This window comes from Amycolatopsis sp. (assembly GCF_036008905.1).
GTDB lineage: Bacteria > Actinomycetota > Actinomycetes > Mycobacteriales > Pseudonocardiaceae > Amycolatopsis.
In genome coordinates this window covers 1-18,562 of the sequence record NZ_DASYMU010000252.1, presented here as the reverse complement: position 1 = coordinate 18,562, position 18,562 = coordinate 1, and the positions used below count along the sequence as shown (strand labels likewise).

Below are 18,562 nucleotides of genomic sequence, written 5' to 3'. Positions count from 1 at the left end.
ACGTTGTCGGTCTATCGGTGGATCCAGGTTTCTGTCCGGGTGCGCCGCCGGAAGGTCCTCGTACTGGATGTACTTGGTCCTTCCGGCGGTGCGGCCGGCAGGAAGCTGGGCCGCCGAGAGGCTGGCAACGTTTGTGGACACAGCACTAGGCTCCTCCGGTGACCGAACAGCCGGGGCTTCCCGACCGCAGCCAGATGCGCGCTTCCGATGCAGACCGCGAGCGGGTGGCGCAGGTTCTCCACGGAGCGCTGGCCGAAGGTCGCATCACCATGACTGAGCTCGAGGAGCGGCTGACCACGGTTTACGCCGCCAAAACGCACGGCGAGCTGGTGCCCATCACCGCGGACCTGCCGACGACGTCGACGCCCTCGGCGGCCCTCGAACCCTCGACGACCCGCGCGCTCGGTTTCCCCGATACCCGCATCGGCGGTCATCCCGGCTCGACGGTGTCGGTCGGCATCATGTCCGGCGCGGTCCGCAACGGCAGCTGGGTGCTTCCGGCGCAGCACACCAGCGTCGCGTTCTGGGGCGGCGCCGAAATCGATCTGCGCTCCGCGCGGTTCGCCGAAAAGCACATGACGATCACCGCGGTGGCGATCATGGGCGGCATCCAGATCACCGTCCCCGACGACATCAACGTCGACGTGACCGGCATCGGGTTCATGGGTGGCTTTGTCCTCGACGACAAGTCCAGTGCCCCGGCGGCACCCGCGACCGCGCCGACGGTCAAGGTCAACGGCCTGGCGTTCTGGGGCGGCGTGGTCGTGGTCCGCAAACCGCGTAGGCCGGAGCACCGGCAACTCGAAGACTGATCTTTCCGCGCCTTTCCCGACCGGCAACGGGAAACGAGCTGATTTGTCTATTATTTGACCTTGCCTGGGCAAATTTTTCCGGCAGAGTTCCAGGGTGAATGTTCCCCAGGCACCGGGCGACACCGGCGCGAACCCGGCCGAACACCGGAAAACGTTCGGTAGAGAGCTTCGACGGTTGCGCTCGGAAGCCGGGATGTCCCTCGGCGGCCTGGCCGAACTCGTGCACTACAGCAAGGGCTACCTGAGCAAGATCGAGACCGGGTCCAAGAACCCGCCGTCCGACCTCGCCCGGCGCTGCGATACCGCGCTGGGCACGGAAGGCGCGCTCACCGCGCTGGTTCCCGCGCGATCGTCGGCAGCACCGCTTTCCGAAGCGGCCGACGACGGTGAGGTGTGGTTGATGAACCTGACATCGGACGGCAGCTGGTTCAAGCCGATGAACCGGCGCGACGTGCTGGTGACCGGCGCGGCTTCGGTGGTCGGTTTCGGGCTCAGCAGCCGAGGCTTATCCGCCGCGGCCGACGAAAGCACTTCGCTGACGGCGTTCGGCGCGCTGTTCGACCAGCTCCGGCTGCTCGGCCAGACGGCCAGCCCCGGCGTGGTGCTCCCGGCGCTCGTCGCCCAGACCCACACCCTGCGCGAACTCGCCACGCACGCGAATCCCCGTAGCCGCCAACGACTTCTGGCATTGGGCGCCCGGTACGCGGAATACGCGGGATGGATGGCCCAGGAGTCCGGCGACGACCAGGCGGCGCTGTGGTGGACCGATCGCGCGGTGGAAATGGCGAAGGCGGGCGGGGACGAAGATCTGGCGAGCTACTCGCTGGTCCGGCGCGCGCTTGTCACGTTCTACCGCGAAGACGCGACTCAAACCATTGACCTCGCCCGCCGAGCCCAAGGAGGTTCCGTGCCGCCACGGATCCGAGGCCTTGCCGCTCAACGGGAAGCGCAAGGCCACGCGATAGCGGGCTCGTACGACGCGTGCTTCCGCAGCCTCGACCGGGCCCGGGTACTGCTGAGCCACGCGGCGGAATCCGACGGCCCGGTATTGGGCACGACGAACCTGTCCGACCCGGCGGCCATGATCCACGGCTGGTGCCTGTACGACCTCGGCAAACCCAAGGAAGCCGCCGAAGCGCTCGACGTCCAGATCGCGTTGCTCTCCCCGAAAGCGTTGCGCTCACAGGCCCGCTACGGCGTCCGGCGCGCGCTCGCCTACGCGTCGGCGAACGAAGTCGATCACGCCTGCGAACTGACCATCCCGTTGCTGGACGTGGTCGACCTCGTCGGCTCCGCGACCGTCAACAGCGACCTCCGCAAACTGGCTCGCGCCCTTTCCCGGTTCCACACCCATTCCCGGGTACGCGAGCTCTATCCGCGGCTCAGCGCCTCCCTGCACAGTCCCATGCTCTGAACCACGTTTCGAAGGAGACCACACCGTGCCTGACGTCTTCATCAACTATCGCACCCGAGATGAGGAAGGCATCGCCTCCTTGATCGACAACGAACTCGTGCGGAAACTCGGCCGTGATCGCGTTTTCTTCGCCAGCGCGTCCATCCGGGCGTCGGACGACTTCACCCAGCGCCTGCTGCCCGCAGTGCAGCTCAGCCGGGTCGTGCTCGCGGTCATCGGACCCGCTTGGCTGACTGTCGCGGGCAAGGACGGAATCCTCCGGCTGGACGACCCGGAGGATTGGACTCGCCGCGAAATCCTGACGGCGTTCGAAAACCACGTCCCGGTGATCCCGGTGATCGTCGGCCGCACGACCCCTCGCCTGGACAGGAAGCAGCTGCCGGAAGTCCTGCACCGCCTCGTCGATCTGCAGTCCGTGCGGTTCGACCACCGGCACCGCGACGCCGATCTTGCCGAGCTTTTCCGCGTGCTTGGCGACTTCGTCACCGGTATGGAAGAGAAACCCGAAGCCGCACCCGCGCCGTCCGGGCAGACCGCGGGCGATCACAACGGCATCATCTTCCAAGGCGGGAACAACTCCCACCAGCAGAGCGGCGGCGTCTACGTCGGCGGCAACGCGGGCAACGTCATCTCCGGCAACCAAGGCCCGCTCCACACCGGAAAGGGCAACCAGTACAACGGCGAGTCCACGTTCCCGGGCGAAGGCGGGAAGCCGTGACCGAAACCCTGGTAACCGGTGCGCAGGGGCCGGTGCACGCGGGCAGCGGAAACCAGTACATCGTCAACGGGCCCGGTCCCGACTGGAAGTCCTTGTTCCGCAAGGCTCCTCCGCCCCGGATCATCGGCACGGACTTCCTGAAGTGGCTCGCGCCGCGGTTCGTCGAGCCGAAAGGCTACGGGGAGGCGAGGGACAAACTCGAAGACTCGGGCATCGTGCTGCTCGACGGCCTGCCCGGCAGTGGCAGGCAGACCGTGGCGACGATGTTGCTGCACCGGTCTCCCGACGGGCGGTTCCACAAGCTGTCCGACCGGCCGGACGACGGCGAAAGCCCGGTGCTGGACGTCGACGGCCTGGAAAAGCGCGATCGGCTGTTGCTGGACCTGAGCGAAAGCGACGAGCAGACCTACCTGTCGATCCAACGAGAACTCCCCGCCTACCGGGTGGCGATCAACGAGAAGGACGCCCGGCTGGTGGTGGTCCTGCCCGCCGCTTCGGGCTACCTGCTCGAGCCGGAATTCCGTTCATTGGTCGCCACCACGCACCGCCCGGACGGCAGCGCGGTTCTGTTGCGCTACCTGAAAACCGCCGGGACGGCGTACTCCCCGGCCGATCTCGGCACCGCCGAGGTCAAGGAGATCCTGGACCGCGCGCCGATGCGCGAGGTGGCCAAACTCGCCGAACTGACCAACACCGGCGAGGGCTTGAAGAAGGCGGCTTCCGCTCTCCGGGATCGCGCCGAAGACGTCGCGAAGATGGTCAAAAGGCTCCGGCTGGGACGGCAACGGTCGATGCTGCTGACCGTCGCGATGCTCAGCGGCGCCCCGGCGGACACGATCTTCGAAGCGAACACCGATCTGCTCGTCACCCTCGGCCACCCGATCGGCCGGATTCCCCGGCTGGAGCAGGCCGGGCTGGGCGAAGAACTCGCGAGGATCGACGCCGAAATCGACTCGGCGCGTCGCGTACGGTTCGACACACCCGCGTACGACGAAGCCGTGCGCACGCATTTCTGGGACAACTTCCTTGATCTGCGGGAGGGCTTCCGGTCATGGGTCGGCAAGGTCATCGGCGCGAACTTCCTCGCCCGTGAGAACGGGACGGAACTGGTCGCCAGGTTCGCCGAGCAGGCGCTGCGCACCGGGCGGCCGTACGATCTGACGAAGCTGGCCATGAAATGGGCCGAGCGGACCGACCAGAGATCGCCGTCGCCCTCGCTGCTCTATTCCGCCAACGCGCTGGAAGCGGGCCTGGCCGACAACCATCACGGTGTGGTGTTCCGGGAACGGATCTACCACTGGTCGACGACCAGGAATCTGCCAGGAGACCTCGCGCAGGTGCTCGTCGAGGTGTGTCGCAAGACCTTGGCCCAGACCCATCCGGAACGGGCGTTGGTGCGGCTGCACCATCTTTCGCGGCTGTACGACGAAGCCGCGGCCGCGTCGGCTTGGGCGGCGGTCACTGATCTGGTCGAAAACGACCACCGGTTGTACCGCCGGTTGCTGGACCGGGTCGCGCGCTCCGCCGCGAAACCGGACCAGATCGACCTCGACCTGTTCCTCACACTGGCCGATCCCGAATCGTTGCTGTCTCCGGAACACCCGCGGATCCGGGATCCCTTTGTCCGCAAGCACCTTTCGATCGGCTGGGCCGGCGTCATGGCCCGGCCGATCGGCCAATGGCGGGCATCGGCGCGGGAGTGGCTCACCGCGAGCGAGGACGAGAAGTACCGCGAGCTCCTGCTGGACATCCTCGTCGCCGGGGGCGGCGGGGAGCCCAAACCACTCAGCGAGCTGTACCGGGTGGCCCGTGACTGGGCGGCCGGGCGCAGCGCGTCCCGGCGGCCGGTTTTCCTACGGGTCGCCGAAAAGATCAACATCGCACAGGGAATCGACTCCGAGGGGACTGCTCGATGAAAAACGAAGACAAGGTGGCGATCCCGCTGGGTGTGCTCGCCATCGGCGTGCCGGTGGCTTTTGGTTTCGGCTTCACTTGGCCGATCTGGGTCGTGCTCGTGCTGATCGCGGTCCTGCTGCTCGTCATCCTCGCCGTGCGGAGCTATCTCGCGGGCAAGAACGTGCCACCGCCGCCACCGCCGCCGGAACCGATCTACCTTCAGCAGGAACCGGTGATGCCGCCACCGCCCCGGATGTTCTCGCAGTCGGTGCCGACGGTGTCCATGCCGAGCGCCTTGCCGGACTACTCGTTCCGTTTCGCCGCGACGGTGAGCTGGATGCAGAAGACGAATCCCGACAGCCTGCAGCACGCGAACCTGACCGGGCTGGCCGTCAACACGATCATCAGCCGGGCCCGGCAGGCACTCGCCACCCAGCAGCCCGCCGACGTCGAACTGGTCCGGCATCAGCTGGCCGCGCTGCTCGGCGCGGTGGTGTCCGACCACGGGGGCCAGGTCGAAGCCTGGGCGACGGATGTTTCGCTGACGCTGTCCAGAGAGGACTTCGAGCGGCTGACGCAGTTGTCGAACATCCGCAAGAACGAGATCGTCTGGGAGCACGAAAGGATCTACGAGCGCAGCAAGCGCACCTATCTCCAGTCCGAGGCGCTGAAGGATCCCGGAACCGCGTTGACGTGGTGGATGTCGAGGTCGGAGCGGAACGACAAGGAAATCGAAGGCGTCGTCGAGCTCATCGGCCCGCTGGCCCAGCTGTCCGCGGCGGCGAACAACACCGAGGTCTCGCCCCTGCACCGGCATCTCGTCCCGTCGGCACCGGGCGCGGAGAACGGGCACACCACGGAGCTGCCCCTGTGGGAGTCCGCCAACGGCGGCACGTACCAGAAGACGGCGACCGAACTGTTCGCGGACTTCGCCGCCGGCGCTGGCTTCGACTTTGACGACGCCGACCTCGCGCTGTTCGCCGAACGGGCCGCGGACGCGCTCACCGCGAGCGGGCGCCCGGCGACCGCCGACGAGATCCGGCAGCGGTTCAACGCCCCACCCGAAGAGCCCGAACCCGGCGACGAGGTCCCCGCGGCGGGCAGGCATGCCGACGAGTCCTGGACCGACGGCAACACCGGCTGGCCGGGCGGGACGGAGAACTGAGCGACGCCGATCGTGCCCTGGGTCACCACCGGTCCGGGGCACGATCGGCGGACCCGCCGGTCAGCGCACACGCCATCTAGACTCGGCCGCATGACAGCTACGTCAACGGCGACGGCCATCCCGTCATCGCTGCCAGCCAGGCTCGCCGACGCCACCCGCGACGACGCCAGCCTGCGCCGGTTCCTGCAGGGCCTCCCCGGCGTCGACCAGGTCGGCGTCGAGCAGCGGGCAGCGGGACTCGGCACGCGCAGCATCAAGAAGGCCGCCAAGCTCTGGGCGATCGACACCGCCATCTCCATGGTCGATCTGACCACTTTGGAGGGCGCCGACACCCGCGGGAAGGTCCGTGCGCTGGCCGCGAAGGCCATGCGGCCCGATCCGGACCGGCCGGACACCCCGCAGGTCGCGGCCGTGTGCGTCTACCCGGACATGGTCGCCACCGCGGTCGAAGCGCTGGCCGGGACCGGGATCGGGATCGCCAGTGTGGCGACCGGCTTCCCGTCCGGGCGGACGAGCCGCGAGATCAAGCTGGCCGACGTGGCCATCGCGATCGAGGCGGGCGCCACGGAGATCGACATGGTGATCGACCGCGGCGCGTTCCTCGAGGGCCGCTACGGGCAGGTCTTCGAGGAGATCCAGGCGATCAAGGCCGCCTGTGGCGAAACACACCTCAAGGTGATCCTCGAAACCGGTGAGCTCGCGACGTACGACAACGTGCGCCGGGCGTCCTGGCTCGCGCTGCTGGCCGGCGGCGACTTCATCAAGACCTCGACGGGCAAGGTGTCGCCCGCCGCGACCCTGCCGGTCACCCACGTGATGCTGCAGGCCGTGCGCGACTGGCGCGACACCACCGGCGAGCTGCGCGGAGTGAAGCCCGCGGGCGGTATCCGCACCACGAAGGACGCCATCAAGTACCTGGTCGCGGTGCACGAGGTCGCGGGCGAGGAGTGGCTGACGCCGCATCTCTTCCGCTTCGGCGCTTCGAGCCTGCTCAACGACCTGCTGTTGCAGCGCCGCACCCAAGCGGACGGCCACTACAGCGGCCCCGATTATGTGACGGTGGATTAACCCATGGCCCTGTTCGAATACGCGCCCGCCCCGGAGTCCCGGGCCATCGCGAATCTCAAGCCCGCCTACCGGCCGTTCATCAACGGCGAGTTCGTCGACGGTGCCGGTGAGACGCTCAAGACGATCAACCCGGCCACCGAAGAGGTGCTCGCCGAGGTCTCCACCGCGTCACCGTCCGATGTGGACACCGCGGTCAAGGCCGCGCGCAAGGCCTACGACCGCACGTGGTCGAAGATGCCAGGGTCCGAGCGCGCCAAGTACCTGTTCCGCATCGCGCGCCTGATCCAGGAACGCTCCCGTGAGCTCGCCGTGCTCGAGACCCTCGACAACGGCAAGCCCATCAAGGAATCCCGCGACTCCGACGTCCCGACGGCGGCCGCGCACTTCTTCTACCACGCGGGTTGGGCCGACAAGCTCGACTACGCGGGCCTCGGTCCCGACCCGCGACCACTCGGTGTCGCCGGGCAGATCATCCCGTGGAACTTCCCGCTGCTCATGCTGGCGTGGAAGATCGCGCCGGCGCTGGCCACCGGCAACACCGTGGTCCTCAAGCCCGCCGAGACCACGCCGCTGACGGCGCTGGTGTTCGCGGAGATCTGCCAGCAGGCCGAACTCCCGCCGGGCGTGGTCAACATCCTGCCGGGTGCCGGGGACATCGGTTCCGAGCTGGTCAACCACGCCGACGTCAACAAGATCGCGTTCACCGGGTCGACCGACGTCGGCAAGCTGATCCAGCGTCAGGTCGCGGGCACGTCGAAGCGGCTGACGCTGGAGCTCGGCGGCAAGGCGGCGAACATCGTCTTCGAGGACGCGCCGCTGGACCAGGCCGTCGAAGGCATCGTGAACGGCATCTTCTTCAACCAGGGCCACGTCTGCTGCGCGGGTTCGCGCCTACTGGCCCAGGAGTCCATTGTGGACGAACTGTTGGAGAAGCTGCGGGCCCGCGTTTCGACGTTGCGGCTGGGCGACCCGCTGGACAAGAACACCGACATCGGCGCGATCAACTCCGCCGAGCAGCTCGCGAAGATCAAGGGGCTCGTCGAGTCCGGGGACAGCGAAGGCGCGCAGCGCTGGACCAGCCCGTGCCCGGTGCCCGAGCGCGGTTTCTTCTTCGCTCCCACGGTGTTCTCCGACGTCCAGCAGTCGATGCGGATCGCGCGCGAGGAGATCTTCGGCCCGGTGCTTTCCGTGCTGACCTTCCGCACGCCCGACGAAGCCGTCACCAAGGCGAACAACACGCCTTATGGCCTGTCCGCCGGGATCTGGACGGAGAAGGGCTCGCGGATCCTCTGGATGGCGAACCAGCTGCGTGCCGGCGTCGTCTGGGCCAACACCTTCAACCGCTTCGATCCCACCGCGCCGTTCGGCGGTTACCAGGAATCCGGATTCGGCCGCGAAGGCGGCCGCACGGGTTTGGAGGCGTACCTCAGTGTCTGACCGTATTTCAGTGGCGAAGACGTACAAGCTCTACGTCGGCGGCAAGTTCCCGCGCTCGGAGTCCGGCCGCGTGTACCCGGTCACCGACGCCAAGGGGAAGTTCCTGGCGAACGCCGCGCACGCGTCCCGCAAGGACGTCCGCGACGCGGTTGTGGCCGCCCGCAAGGCTTTCGGCGGGTGGTCGGCGGCGACGGCGTACAACCGGGGCCAGGTCTTGTACCGGGTCGCGGAGGTGCTCGAAGGACGCCGTGAGCAGTTCATCGCCGAGGTCGCCGCTTCCGAAGGCGTAGCGGCGAAGAAGGCACAGTCCCTGGTGGACATCGCGATCGACCGCTGGGTCTGGTACGCCGGCTGGACGGACAAGATCGCGACCGTGCTCGGCTCCGCGAACCCGGTGGCGGGACCGTACTTCTCGTTCACCGTCCCGGAACCGACCGGCGTCGTCGGCGTGCTCGCGCCGCAGCAGTCCTCGTTGCTCGGCCTGGTGAGCGTGCTGGCGCCGGTGCTCGCGACGGGCTCGACGGCCGTGGTCGTCACGAGCGCGGAGCGGCCGCTGCCCGCGATCACGCTGTCCGAGGTGCTGGCGACGTCCGATCTGCCGGGCGGGGTGGCGAACATCCTCACCGGCCGCGCTGACGAACTCGGCAGCTGGCTCGCCTCACACGGTGACGTCAACGCGCTCGACCCGACGGGCGCCGAGGTCGCCGACCGCACGGAGCTGGCGCGTGAGGCGGCCAACACCGTCAAGCGCGTCCTGACCGTGCCCGACGCCGAGCCCGACTGGACCGGCCGCCCGGACATGTCCCGCCTCCGCCGCTACCTGGAGGCCAAGACCGTCTGGCACCCCCTCGGCGTCTGACCCCTGCCCCGCTTCCGAATATGTCGGCATCTTCTCCGGTCCCGAACTTCAGAACATGTCGACATATTCGGGAGTTAAGGCGTCTCACGGGTCTCGTGGGTCACATGAGTCCCAGCCGTCCCGAATTTGTCGGCGTGTCGTGGCGGAGAACATGTCGACATATTCGGAAGCTCAGACGGGTGGGGTGAGGTGTTTGGCCAGGTCTTCGCCGGTGAGGGGGCGGCCGGGGAGGGGGCTGCCCGGTTGGGCGCGCAGGCCGTCGAGCATGAGGGTCATGCAGCGTTCGGGGGCGATCCGCGTGAACTCGTCGTCGCCGGAGATCTGCCGCAGCAGCAACGAAAAGAGCATCGCGACATCGCCCGTGTCGACGTCCTTGCGCAGCGCGCCCTCGGCCTGCGCGGCGTGCACGACGGTGTCGAGCTCGCCGAGCAACGCCCGCCGGAACTCGTCGGTCAGCGGATCGTCCCTGATCACCACGGCCGCGACCGGTGAGACCATCGCCAGCTGAACGCTGAGTTTGAGCTCGCGTGACTGGCGCAGGAACCGGACCAGCGCGTCCCACGCCGTCGGTTCCTCCGCGATCGACGCGCGTGCCTCGGTCAGGACGCGGGCGAAGTTGTCCCTGGCCACCGCGCCGATGAGCGCGTCACGATCGGGGAACCGGCGATAGAGCGTGCCGACGCCGACCCCGGCCGCGCGGGCGATCACCTCCATGGGGACGTCCGACCCTTGCTCGGCGAAGATCGTCCTGGCGGCGGCGATGATCTGGTCGCGGTTACGGCGCGCGTCGGCCCGCAACGGGGTGTCGAAGTCCGCTGTCATGCCCATACGCCTTTCCCAAAGCTCACCAACCGGGCGATTCTCGCATGGTCAGCGGGCCACCAGGTTCACCCGCAGCTCGTCAACTGCACCCATCCGCAGGTGGACGGAAATCTTCCACTTCGCTACCTTGGAGGTGGAACCGGAAGATTTTCTTCCACATAGACTTCCACCCGATTGGGGAGCCACCATGACAGAAGTCGTTGACCAGGAAGTAGCCACCTTTCCCGTACCGAGGACCTGCCCGTTCGAACCGCCGCCCGAGTACAAGAAGCTCCGCGAGGAAGCCCCGATCTCGCGGGTGAACCTGCCCGGCGGCGGCCAGACCTGGGTCATCACCCGGCACGAGGACGTCCGCGCCGCGCTGACCGACCCGCGATTCAGCTCGAACCGCAAGGCCCCCAACTTCCCCATGCTGGCCAAGGACGGCCGCCGGGTCTTCGACGACTTCAGCCCGTCGCTGATCGGGATGGACGCGCCGGAGCACGGCCCCGCCCGCCGCGCTGTGGTCGGCGAGTTCACCGTCCGCCGGATGGAGGCGCTGCGCCCGCGGATCCAAGAGATCGTCGACGAGCGCATCGACGCCATCCTCGCCGGCCCCCAGCCCGCCGACCTGGTGGAGATGCTTTCGCTGCCGGTGCCCTCGCTCGTCATCTGTGAGCAGCTCGGGGTCCCGTACAGCGACCACGACTTCTTCCAGCACCACACGTCACGGATGCTGAGCCGGACCGCCGAGTCCGACGAGCGACGCAAGGCCTTCCTGAGCCTGCGCGAATACCTCGACAAGCTCGTCTCCCAGAAGGAAGCCGACCCGAGCGACGACCTGCTCGGCCGCCAGGTCCTCAAGCAGCGCGAAGACGGCAACGAAGACCACAACGCCCTGGTCGCCATGGCCTTCCTGCTCTTGCTGGCCGGCCACGAGACCACGGCGAACATGATCTCGCTGAGTGTCGTGGCCCTGCTGGAGAACCCCGAGCAGCTCGAAGCGATCAAGGACGACCACGCCAAGACCCTGTCCGCGGTCGAGGAGCTCCTGCGCTACTTCACCATCGCCGACACCGCGACGGTCCGCGTCGCCAAGGAGGACGTCGAGATCGGCGGAGTGACGATCAAGGCGGGCGAAGGCGTTCTCGGCCTCGGCTACTCCGCGAACCGCGACCCCGAGGCGTTCGACCGCCCCGACGAGCTCGACATCGAGCGCGGCGCGCGCCACCACGTCGCCTTCGGTTTCGGCGCGCACCAGTGCCTCGGCCAGAACCTGGCCCGCATGGAACTGCAGATCGTCTTCGACACGCTCTTCCGCCGGATTCCGACGCTGAAGATCGCCGCGCCGATCGACGACCTGCCGTTCAAGAACGACGCCGCGGTCTTCGGGCTGCATTCGCTGCCCGTCACCTGGTAATTCCCGTTTCCCGCCACGATCGGAACCCCCTCAAGTGACTGAAGTCGCCGACCCCTCGGTAAGCACGTTCTCGCCGGTACGGAAATGCCCGTTCTCCCCACCGGAGTCCTACGGCGAGCTACGCGAGCAGCCGAGGATCTCCAAAGTCAAGTTCCCGAACGGGGACGACGTCTGGGCGGTCACCAAGCTCGAAGACGCCCGGGCGGCGCTGCTCGACACCACGCTCAGCTCGATGCGCACCTACGCCGGGTTCCCGACCTTCCAGACCGGTGAGCGCGTCGCGCGGGACGGCGCTGTCCCGACGCTGGTCGAGATGGACCCGCCGATGCACGGGCCCGCCCGCCAGGCCGTGGTCGGCGAGTTCACTGTCCGCCGGATGGAGGCGCTGCGGCCCCGCATCCAGCAGATCGTCGACGAGCTCATCGACGCGATGCTCGCCGGCGACAAGCCGGTCGACCTGATGGAAGCGTTTGCGCTGCCGGTGCCCTCACTGGTCATCTGCGAACTGCTCGGGGTCCCGTACGCCGACCACGACTTCTTCCAGAGCCGGTCCACGGCGATCCTCAGCCAGGAGATCTCCGCGGAGGACCGGGACCGGAACTTCAAGGAGCTGCAGGGCTACCTCTACAAGCTGGTGGTCACCAAGGAGGAGAATCCCACCGAGGACCTCATCGGGCGCCAGATCGTCAAGGCACGTGAAGCCGACGCGTACGACAGGACGGCCATGGTCGCCATGTCGTTCCTGCTCCTGCTCGCCGGGCACGAGACCACGGCGAACATGATCTCGCTGGGCACGGTGGCGCTGCTGCAGAACCCCGAGCAGCTCGAAGCGATCACACAGGACCCCTCGAAGACGCTGAGCGCGGTCGAGGAACTGCTCCGCTACACCACGATCACCGACACCGTGACCATGCGGCTGGCGACGGCGGACGTCGAACTCGGCGGCCAGACGATCAAGGCCGGGGAAGGTGTCGCCGTGCTCGGCTTCGCCGCGAACACCGACCCCGACGCCTTCGAACGCCCCGACGAGTTCGACATCGAGCGCGGGGCGCGGCATCATGTCGCCTTCGGCTTCGGACCGCACCAGTGCCTCGGCCAGAACCTCGCGAGGCTCGAACTGCAGATCGTCTTCGACACGCTGTTCCGCCGGATCCCGGGGCTGAAACTGGCCCAAAGTGTGGAAGAACTGCAGGGTAAGGAAGCCTTGGTCTATGGCATCCGCGAACTGCTGGTCACCTGGTAAGGAGGACTTATGAAGATCATCGCCGACACTTCGGTCTGTGTGGGCGCCGGGCAGTGCGTGCTCACGGAGTCCGCCCTTTTCGATCAGAGCGAGGACGACGGCACCGTCATCGTCCTCAATCCGACTCCTGACGGCGAAGCTCTGCAGGCCGCGGCCCGCGAAGCCGTGCACATCTGCCCGAGCCAAGCCCTCTCGATCGTCGACTAGGGGTATCAAGGGACCTTTACTACCGCCTCGCGGTAGTAAAGGTCCCTTGATACCGCCTGTTACTTGACCGCGCCCATCGACAGGCCGCGGACCAGGTGGTTCTGTGCCACCCAGCCGACGATCATCACCGGCAGCGAAGCCATCAGCGCGGCGGCCGAGAGCTGCGCCCAGTAGAGGCCCTCGCTGGTGATGAAGCCGACGAGGAACACCGGCACCGTGCCCGCCCGCGCGGCGGTCAGGTTTACCGAGTAGAAGAACTCGGTCCACGAGAAGATCACGCAGATCAACGCCGTGGCCGCGATCCCGGGCGCGACGACCGGCGCGATGATCTTCCGCAGCAGCGTCGGCAGGTTCGCGCCGTCGATCCGGCCGGCTTCGATCATCTCCGTGGGCACCTCGAGGAAGAACGACCGCATCATCCAGATCGCCAGCGGCAGGTTCATCGAGGTGTACAGGATGATCAGCATCCACACGTTGTCCAGCAGCTGGACCTTCTGCGAGATCACGTAGAGCGGGATGATCGCCGCGACGATCGGCAGCATCTTCGTGGACAGGAAGAACCCGAGCGCGTTGCTGGTGCCCTTCACCGGCGCCAGCGAAAGCGCGTACGCCGCCGGGACTCCCAGCAGCAGCACGAAAGCCGTCGACAGCACGGTGACGAACGCGGAGTTCCCCAGGTAGGGCAGGAATCCCCGCTCGAACACCCCGGCGAACTGGTCGAGCGTCGGGGTGAAGAACAGCTTCGGCGGATCGGTGTAGGCGTCCGCCTCCTGCTTGAACGCGGTCAAGATCATCCACAGCAGCGGGAAGACGAAGAGGATCGCGAGCACCCAGGTCGCCACGGTCAGTGTCGCGGGGCCGAATTTCTTGGTCATTTCACGCCTCCGGTCACCGAGAACGCCCGGAACATCAGGCGCAGCGCGAAAGTCGCCACGATCATCGTCAGGATGACCACGATCACGCCCATCGCCGACGACTGGCCGATGTCGAATCCTTCAAAGGCACGCTGATAGATGTAGTACGGCAGGTTGGTGCTCGCGGTACCCGGCCCACCCTGTGTCATCAGGAAAACCGCGTCGAAGCTGTTGACGATGTAGATCGCGCCGAGCAGCGTGGCCAGCTGCAGGAACCGGCTCAGGTGCGGCAGGGTGATCAGCGTGAACGTGCGCCACCGGCCCGCGCCGTCCACCGACGCGGCCTCGAGCACGTCCTTGGGCTGGCTCTGCAGCCCGGCGAGGATCAGCAGCATCATGAACGGCGTCCACTGCCAGATGACCTGCGCCATCACCGCGGCCAGCGGGAACTGCGAAAGCCAGTCGGTGTCGGTGCCGAGGACGAAGTGCAGGAGCCCGTAGGTCGGGTCGAACACCGTCGTCTTCCACAGCAGCGCGCCGGCCGCGGGCAGGATCAGGAACGGCGTGATCAGCAGCGTCCGCACGATGCCGCGGCCGAGGAACTTGCGGTCGAGCAGCACCGCCAGGCCGAGCCCGATCAGCAGCGACACGAACACGCACACCACGGTCAGCACCACGGTGTTCAGCAGCGCGACGAGGAACGTGCTGTCGGAGAAGACGTCGACGTAGTTCTGCAGGCCGACGAAATGCTGCGAGCCGGGCCGCACCAGGTTGTAGGACTGGAACGAGTAGAAAACCGTGAGCAGGAACGGAAGCTGCGTCACGGCGAGCACGAAGAACAACGCCGGAAGCAGGGGAAGCCTGCGCTTGAACGCCTGCGACTTCGCCCGTGCCTCGGGTGTTGTCGTCCGGTGTTTCGGTGTGCTTTCAGGAACCGTAGAGACCGCGGAGCTCATCGTGCCTCCTTGTAGGAGTCGCCGACGGTCCGCGCGTACTCCTGTGACTGCTTGAGCGCGTCGTCGACGGAGATCTGCCCGGCGATGGCGGCGGACAGCTGCTGGCTGACCCGGGTGCCGAGATCCTGGAACTCCGGGATGCCGACGAACTGGATTCCGGGATAGGGCACCGGGTTCGTCATGCCCTTCTGCTGGTTGGCGTCGGCGATCCCGTCGAGCGTCGGCTGCGCGTACGCCTTCGCGGCCTCCTGGTAGCCCGGGATCTGGTAGGTCGAGTTGCGCACGCCCGGCGGGACGCGGTTCCAGCCGTAGGCCTCGCCGACCTTCTGCACGTAAGCCTTGTCGGTCATCCACGCCATGAACTTCCAGGCGGCGTCCTTATCCTTGGCCACCTTGGGAATCGCCAGCGACCACGTGTAGAGCCAGCCCGAGCTCTGTGTCTTCTCGACGGGAGCGGGCGCGTAACCGGACTTGCCGACGACCTTGCTGCTTTCCGGGTCCTCGTTGGTCCCGGCCATCACCGTGGCGTCGTACCACATCGCGGCCTGGCCCTGGGTGTAGCGCGTGCCGCATTCGGAGAAGCCCGCGCTGGACGCGCCGACCTCGCCGTGTTCGCGGATGAGCTTCACGTAGAAGTCCGCCGCCGCCTTGAACGCCGGCGAGTCGAGCTTGGCGTTCCAGTCCTGGTCGAACCACTGGCCGCCGAACGTGTTGAGCACGGTGTTGAACGGCGCGAGGCTCTCGCCCCAGCCTGGCTTGCCGCGCAGGCAGATCCCGGCGACCCCGGCGGCCTTGTCGTCGAGCTTGGCGGCGAAGTCCGCGATCTGCGCCCAGGTCGGCTTGGCGGGCATGGTGAGCCCGGCCTTCTCGAACAGGTCCTTGCGGTAGGCCAGGAACGACGACTCGCCGTAGAACGGCACGGCGTAGAGATTATCCTTATAGGACAGTGAGTCCCGGATACTCGGGATGAAGTCGGCGACGTCGTAGGCCGGGTCGGCGTCGATATGCGGCTGCAGGTTCTCCAGCCAGCCGTTCGCCGCCCACTGCGGGGCTTCGTAGTTGCTGATCATGACGACGTCGAACTCGCCACCCTCGGTGGCCGTCGACGCGGTGATCTTCGCGCGGGCCTGGTTTTCCGGCAGGGACACGAACTTCAGCTTGACACCGGGGTTCGCGGCCTCGAACTGGCCGGACAGCGCGATGGCGTCCTTCATCTGCGGGTTCGACACGATCGCGACGACCAGGGTGCGGCCGCTCGTGCCCAGCGCCCCGGCTCCGGCGCAGCTCGAAAGCCCCAGGACAGCGGCGAGTACGAGTGGTATCAAACGGTTTCTACGCATCGCTCATCCCCGGGAGAACCTGCACCTTGAGGCCGGCGCCGCTGCGCATGAGGGCCAGCGCGCCGGGATACTGCGACAGCGGCAAGGTGTCCGTGAGCAGGGCGTCGGTGTTGATGACGCCGGTGGCGACGAGGTCGAGCGCGGCGCCGTAGCTGTTCAGCACCGCCATCGAGCCGACGATGGTGATCTCGTCGTTGTAGATGCGGAACGGCGAGAGCGAGACGCGCGCTTCGGCCGGGGCGACCCCGAAGATCAGCAGCCTGCCGCCACGCCTGAGCGAATCGAACGCGCTTTCGATCGCGCGCGCGGCACCGGTGCAGTCCGCGGCGGCGTCGAACTGCTCGTCGAGCTCTTCGATGCTCCCGGCGACGGCATGCGCGCCGAGATCCGTGGCCCGCCCGAGCCGGGAGGTGTTGCGGTCGACGACGCTGACCCGCGCGCCGGCCCGCTGGAGGAGCTGTTGCATGAGCAGGCCCATCGTCCCGGCGCCGACGACGAGGAACCGCTCCCCCGCCTCGACGCCGATGCGCCGGACGCCGTGCACCGCGCAGGACAGCGGCTCGACGAGCGCGCCCTGCTCCCAGGTCATCGCGTCGGGCATGCGGTGACAGTTGGCCGACGGCACCGCGACGTACTCGGCGAACGCACCGTCCACGGTGTCGCCGGTGGCGCCCCAGTTGGCGCACAGGTTGCCGTGCCCGGAGCGGCACGGCGTGCAGTATCCGCAGGCCAGCGTCGGATCCACCGCGACGCGGTCGCCGACCTGCCAGCCACCCGGCACGTCCGCGCCGAGCTCGACGATCTCACCGGCGAACTCGTGACCGGGGACGATCGGGTACGGCGTCGGCGGGAAGTGGCCGTCGGCGATGTGGAGGTCGGTACCGCAGATGCCGCAGGCGCCGACCTTGACCACCACCTGGCGTTCCCCGGGTTTCGGATCGGGCACTTCGCCGACCCGGATCGTGCCCGGCCGGTCAATGATCGCGGCGCGCATACCGCTTCACCTTCTCTGTATCGGTTGCTCACATGAGCGCTCGTGAATGATTCATGTCTAGGCATTGAAGGCTTTTTGTTCGTGTTACGTCAACCTTTCGGGGAGATTTCGCGCTACTGTGCTCATATGAGCGCTACAAGTCGTAGGGTCGGCCCGGCCGATACTGTGTTGATGGCCTCGGTCGCCCGGCGGTTCTACGCGCAGGGACGCTCGAAGCTGGAGATCGCCGACGAGTTCGGCATGAGCCGGTTCAAGATCGCCAGGATGCTCGACACCGCAAGGGAAAGCGGATTGGTGCGGATCGAGTTCGACCTGCCGTTCCCGATCGACCTGGCGCTGTCCGACCAGGTGCGTTCGGCCTATGGCCTGAGCCGCGTGCTCGTGCTCGAACGAGCAGCCGGCAAGGAATCGAAGCCGGAGATGCGGCGCCGGATCGGCGTCCTGGCCGCCGACCTGCTGGCCGAGATCGTCACCAAGGACGACGTGCTGGGCCTGTCCTGGGCACGCTCGGTCAACGCGATGACCGAGGCTGTCCAAGCCCTGCCGAGGTGCCCGGTCGTGCAGCTGTGCGGGGTGCAGGCCGGGATGGACATGCACGACCGCTCGGTCGAGACCGTCCGCCGCGTGACGGCCGTGTCGGGCGGGGACGCCTACCCGATCTTCGGCCCGCTGGTCCTCCCCGACCGCCGGACAGCCGAGACGCTACGACGTCAGCCCGGCATCGCCGAGACGTTCGCGCAGTTCCGGAACCTGACCAAGGCCGTCGTCAGCATCGGCGCCTGGCAACCCGGCGAGTCGACCGTGCACGACGCCCTCGAACCGGCCGAACGTGAGGCCATCCGCAAACGCGGTGTCGCCGCCGAAGTCACCGCGCGCCTGTTCGACGCCGACGGCAACGAACTGTCGACAGGGCTCGCCCACCACGTCCTGGCGATCAGCGCGGAAGAACTCCGCCGGGTCCCCGAAGTGATCGCGCTGGGCTACACCGAGGCGAAAGCCGACGCCGTCGACGCCGTGCTCCGCTCAGGCATGGTGTCGACGCTCATCACCGACGCCCCGGCCGCCGAACGCATGCTCACCCTCGCTTCCCAGCGCCCACCCCAGCTGCCACGAGATGTCGACATCACGTGATACCCCGCGTGTGCAACTATCGCCATCTGTCGACAGATGGCGAAGCCAAAGGACCACGACATGGACGAACAGCTGGGCGATCCGGCGCGACTGCGAGAAGTCTGCGTTCGCTACGGCATCGCCAACCTGCTGTTCTTCGGGTCCTTCGCCCGGGGTGACGCACGGACGGCCAGCGACGTGGACTTGTTGTACGAGTTGATACCTGGCGCCATCTCGGCTGGGAAATCGAGGACCTCTGCGACGAGCT

18 protein-coding genes are annotated in these 18,562 nt (G+C 67.4%); 13 read left to right on the top strand and 5 right to left on the bottom strand.

Going from position 1 to position 18,562, the window contains the following annotated elements; genetic code table 11:
* Nucleotides 1-194: 194 nt before the first annotated feature.
* The 8 genes from VGP60_RS40150 (at nt 195) to VGP60_RS40115 (ending at nt 9,369) form a co-directional block, all read left to right on the top strand.
* Nucleotides 195-812: a DUF1707 SHOCT-like domain-containing protein gene (locus VGP60_RS40150; RefSeq protein ID WP_327553471.1), complete on the top strand. Its 618-nt coding sequence runs from the start codon at nt 195-197 to the stop codon at nt 810-812.
* A 94-nt stretch (nt 813-906) separates the two neighbouring features.
* A complete protein-coding gene (locus VGP60_RS40145) occupies nt 907-2,226 on the top strand; it encodes a helix-turn-helix transcriptional regulator (protein ID WP_327553470.1) in 1,320 nt (439 codons plus the stop codon).
* 25 nt (nt 2,227-2,251) lie between these two features.
* Complete coding sequence (locus VGP60_RS40140; protein WP_327553469.1) at nt 2,252-2,944, top strand: toll/interleukin-1 receptor domain-containing protein; 693 nt, start codon at nt 2,252-2,254, stop codon at nt 2,942-2,944.
* On the top strand, nt 2,941-4,860 hold the full coding sequence (locus VGP60_RS40135) for a hypothetical protein (RefSeq protein WP_327553468.1): 1,920 nt from the start codon (nt 2,941-2,943) through the stop codon (nt 4,858-4,860). The genes VGP60_RS40140 and VGP60_RS40135 overlap by 4 nt, the downstream gene beginning before the upstream one ends.
* A complete protein-coding gene (locus VGP60_RS40130; RefSeq protein WP_327553467.1) occupies nt 4,857-6,005 on the top strand; it encodes a hypothetical protein in 1,149 nt (382 codons plus the stop codon). The genes VGP60_RS40135 and VGP60_RS40130 overlap by 4 nt, the downstream gene beginning before the upstream one ends.
* A 90-nt stretch (nt 6,006-6,095) precedes the next feature.
* The gene (deoC, locus tag VGP60_RS40125) at nt 6,096-7,073 is read left to right on the top strand and encodes a deoxyribose-phosphate aldolase (protein WP_327553466.1); all 978 of its coding nucleotides are present in this window, start codon (nt 6,096-6,098) and stop codon (nt 7,071-7,073) included.
* A gap of 3 nt (nt 7,074-7,076) precedes the next feature.
* Nucleotides 7,077-8,510 carry an aldehyde dehydrogenase family protein gene (locus tag VGP60_RS40120; protein ID WP_327553465.1) on the top strand — a complete coding sequence of 478 codons (1,434 nt, stop codon included), beginning with the start codon at nt 7,077-7,079 and terminating at the stop codon, nt 8,508-8,510.
* On the top strand, nt 8,503-9,369 hold the full coding sequence (locus VGP60_RS40115) for an aldehyde dehydrogenase family protein (protein WP_327553464.1): 867 nt from the start codon (nt 8,503-8,505) through the stop codon (nt 9,367-9,369). The genes VGP60_RS40120 and VGP60_RS40115 overlap by 8 nt, the downstream gene beginning before the upstream one ends.
* 171 nt (nt 9,370-9,540) lie before the next feature.
* Here the strand turns inward: VGP60_RS40115 and VGP60_RS40110 are convergent, their stop codons facing one another.
* Nucleotides 9,541-10,191 (bottom strand): TetR/AcrR family transcriptional regulator, encoded by a 651-nt coding sequence (locus VGP60_RS40110; RefSeq protein ID WP_327553463.1) that lies wholly within the window; start codon nt 10,189-10,191, stop codon nt 9,541-9,543.
* 187 nt (nt 10,192-10,378) lie between these two features.
* Here VGP60_RS40110 and VGP60_RS40105 point away from each other — a divergent pair, with 187 nt between their 5' ends.
* The 3 genes from VGP60_RS40105 to VGP60_RS40095 are packed head-to-tail and all read left to right on the top strand — an operon-like array spanning nt 10,379 to nt 13,040.
* Entirely contained in the window at nt 10,379-11,590 is a 1,212-nt protein-coding gene (locus VGP60_RS40105; RefSeq protein ID WP_327553462.1) for a cytochrome P450, read from the top strand.
* Nucleotides 11,591-11,624: 34 nt separating this feature from the next.
* Nucleotides 11,625-12,833, top strand: a complete 1,209-nt coding sequence (locus tag VGP60_RS40100) for a cytochrome P450 (protein ID WP_327553461.1) — start codon at nt 11,625-11,627, stop codon at nt 12,831-12,833.
* Between the two features lie 9 nt (nt 12,834-12,842).
* The gene (locus VGP60_RS40095) at nt 12,843-13,040 is read left to right on the top strand and encodes a ferredoxin (protein WP_327553460.1); all 198 of its coding nucleotides are present in this window, start codon (nt 12,843-12,845) and stop codon (nt 13,038-13,040) included.
* A gap of 59 nt (nt 13,041-13,099) precedes the next feature.
* Here VGP60_RS40095 and VGP60_RS40090 read toward each other — a convergent pair whose 3' ends face one another.
* The 4 genes from VGP60_RS40090 to VGP60_RS40075 are packed head-to-tail and all read right to left on the bottom strand — an operon-like array spanning nt 13,100 to nt 17,184.
* Nucleotides 13,100-13,915 (bottom strand): carbohydrate ABC transporter permease, encoded by an 816-nt coding sequence (locus tag VGP60_RS40090; RefSeq protein WP_327553459.1) that lies wholly within the window; start codon nt 13,913-13,915, stop codon nt 13,100-13,102.
* Nucleotides 13,912-14,850: a sugar ABC transporter permease gene (locus VGP60_RS40085; RefSeq protein WP_327553458.1), complete on the bottom strand. Its 939-nt coding sequence runs from the start codon at nt 14,848-14,850 to the stop codon at nt 13,912-13,914. Before VGP60_RS40085 ends, VGP60_RS40090 begins: the two co-directional genes overlap by 4 nt.
* A complete protein-coding gene (locus tag VGP60_RS40080; protein WP_327553457.1) occupies nt 14,847-16,190 on the bottom strand; it encodes a sugar ABC transporter substrate-binding protein in 1,344 nt (447 codons plus the stop codon). The genes VGP60_RS40085 and VGP60_RS40080 overlap by 4 nt, the downstream gene beginning before the upstream one ends.
* Nucleotides 16,183-17,184 carry a zinc-dependent alcohol dehydrogenase family protein gene (locus VGP60_RS40075; RefSeq protein WP_327553456.1) on the bottom strand — a complete coding sequence of 334 codons (1,002 nt, stop codon included), beginning with the start codon at nt 17,182-17,184 and terminating at the stop codon, nt 16,183-16,185. The genes VGP60_RS40080 and VGP60_RS40075 overlap by 8 nt, the downstream gene beginning before the upstream one ends.
* A gap of 126 nt (nt 17,185-17,310) precedes the next feature.
* Between VGP60_RS40075 and VGP60_RS40070 the strand changes: the two genes are divergently transcribed.
* Both VGP60_RS40070 and VGP60_RS41875 read left to right on the top strand, forming a co-directional pair.
* On the top strand, nt 17,311-18,315 hold the full coding sequence (locus VGP60_RS40070; RefSeq protein ID WP_414640479.1) for a sugar-binding transcriptional regulator: 1,005 nt from the start codon (nt 17,311-17,313) through the stop codon (nt 18,313-18,315).
* Between the two features lie 36 nt (nt 18,316-18,351).
* The coding region (locus VGP60_RS41875; protein ID WP_414640478.1) for a nucleotidyltransferase family protein at nt 18,352-18,562 on the top strand (211 nt) is incomplete at its 3' end.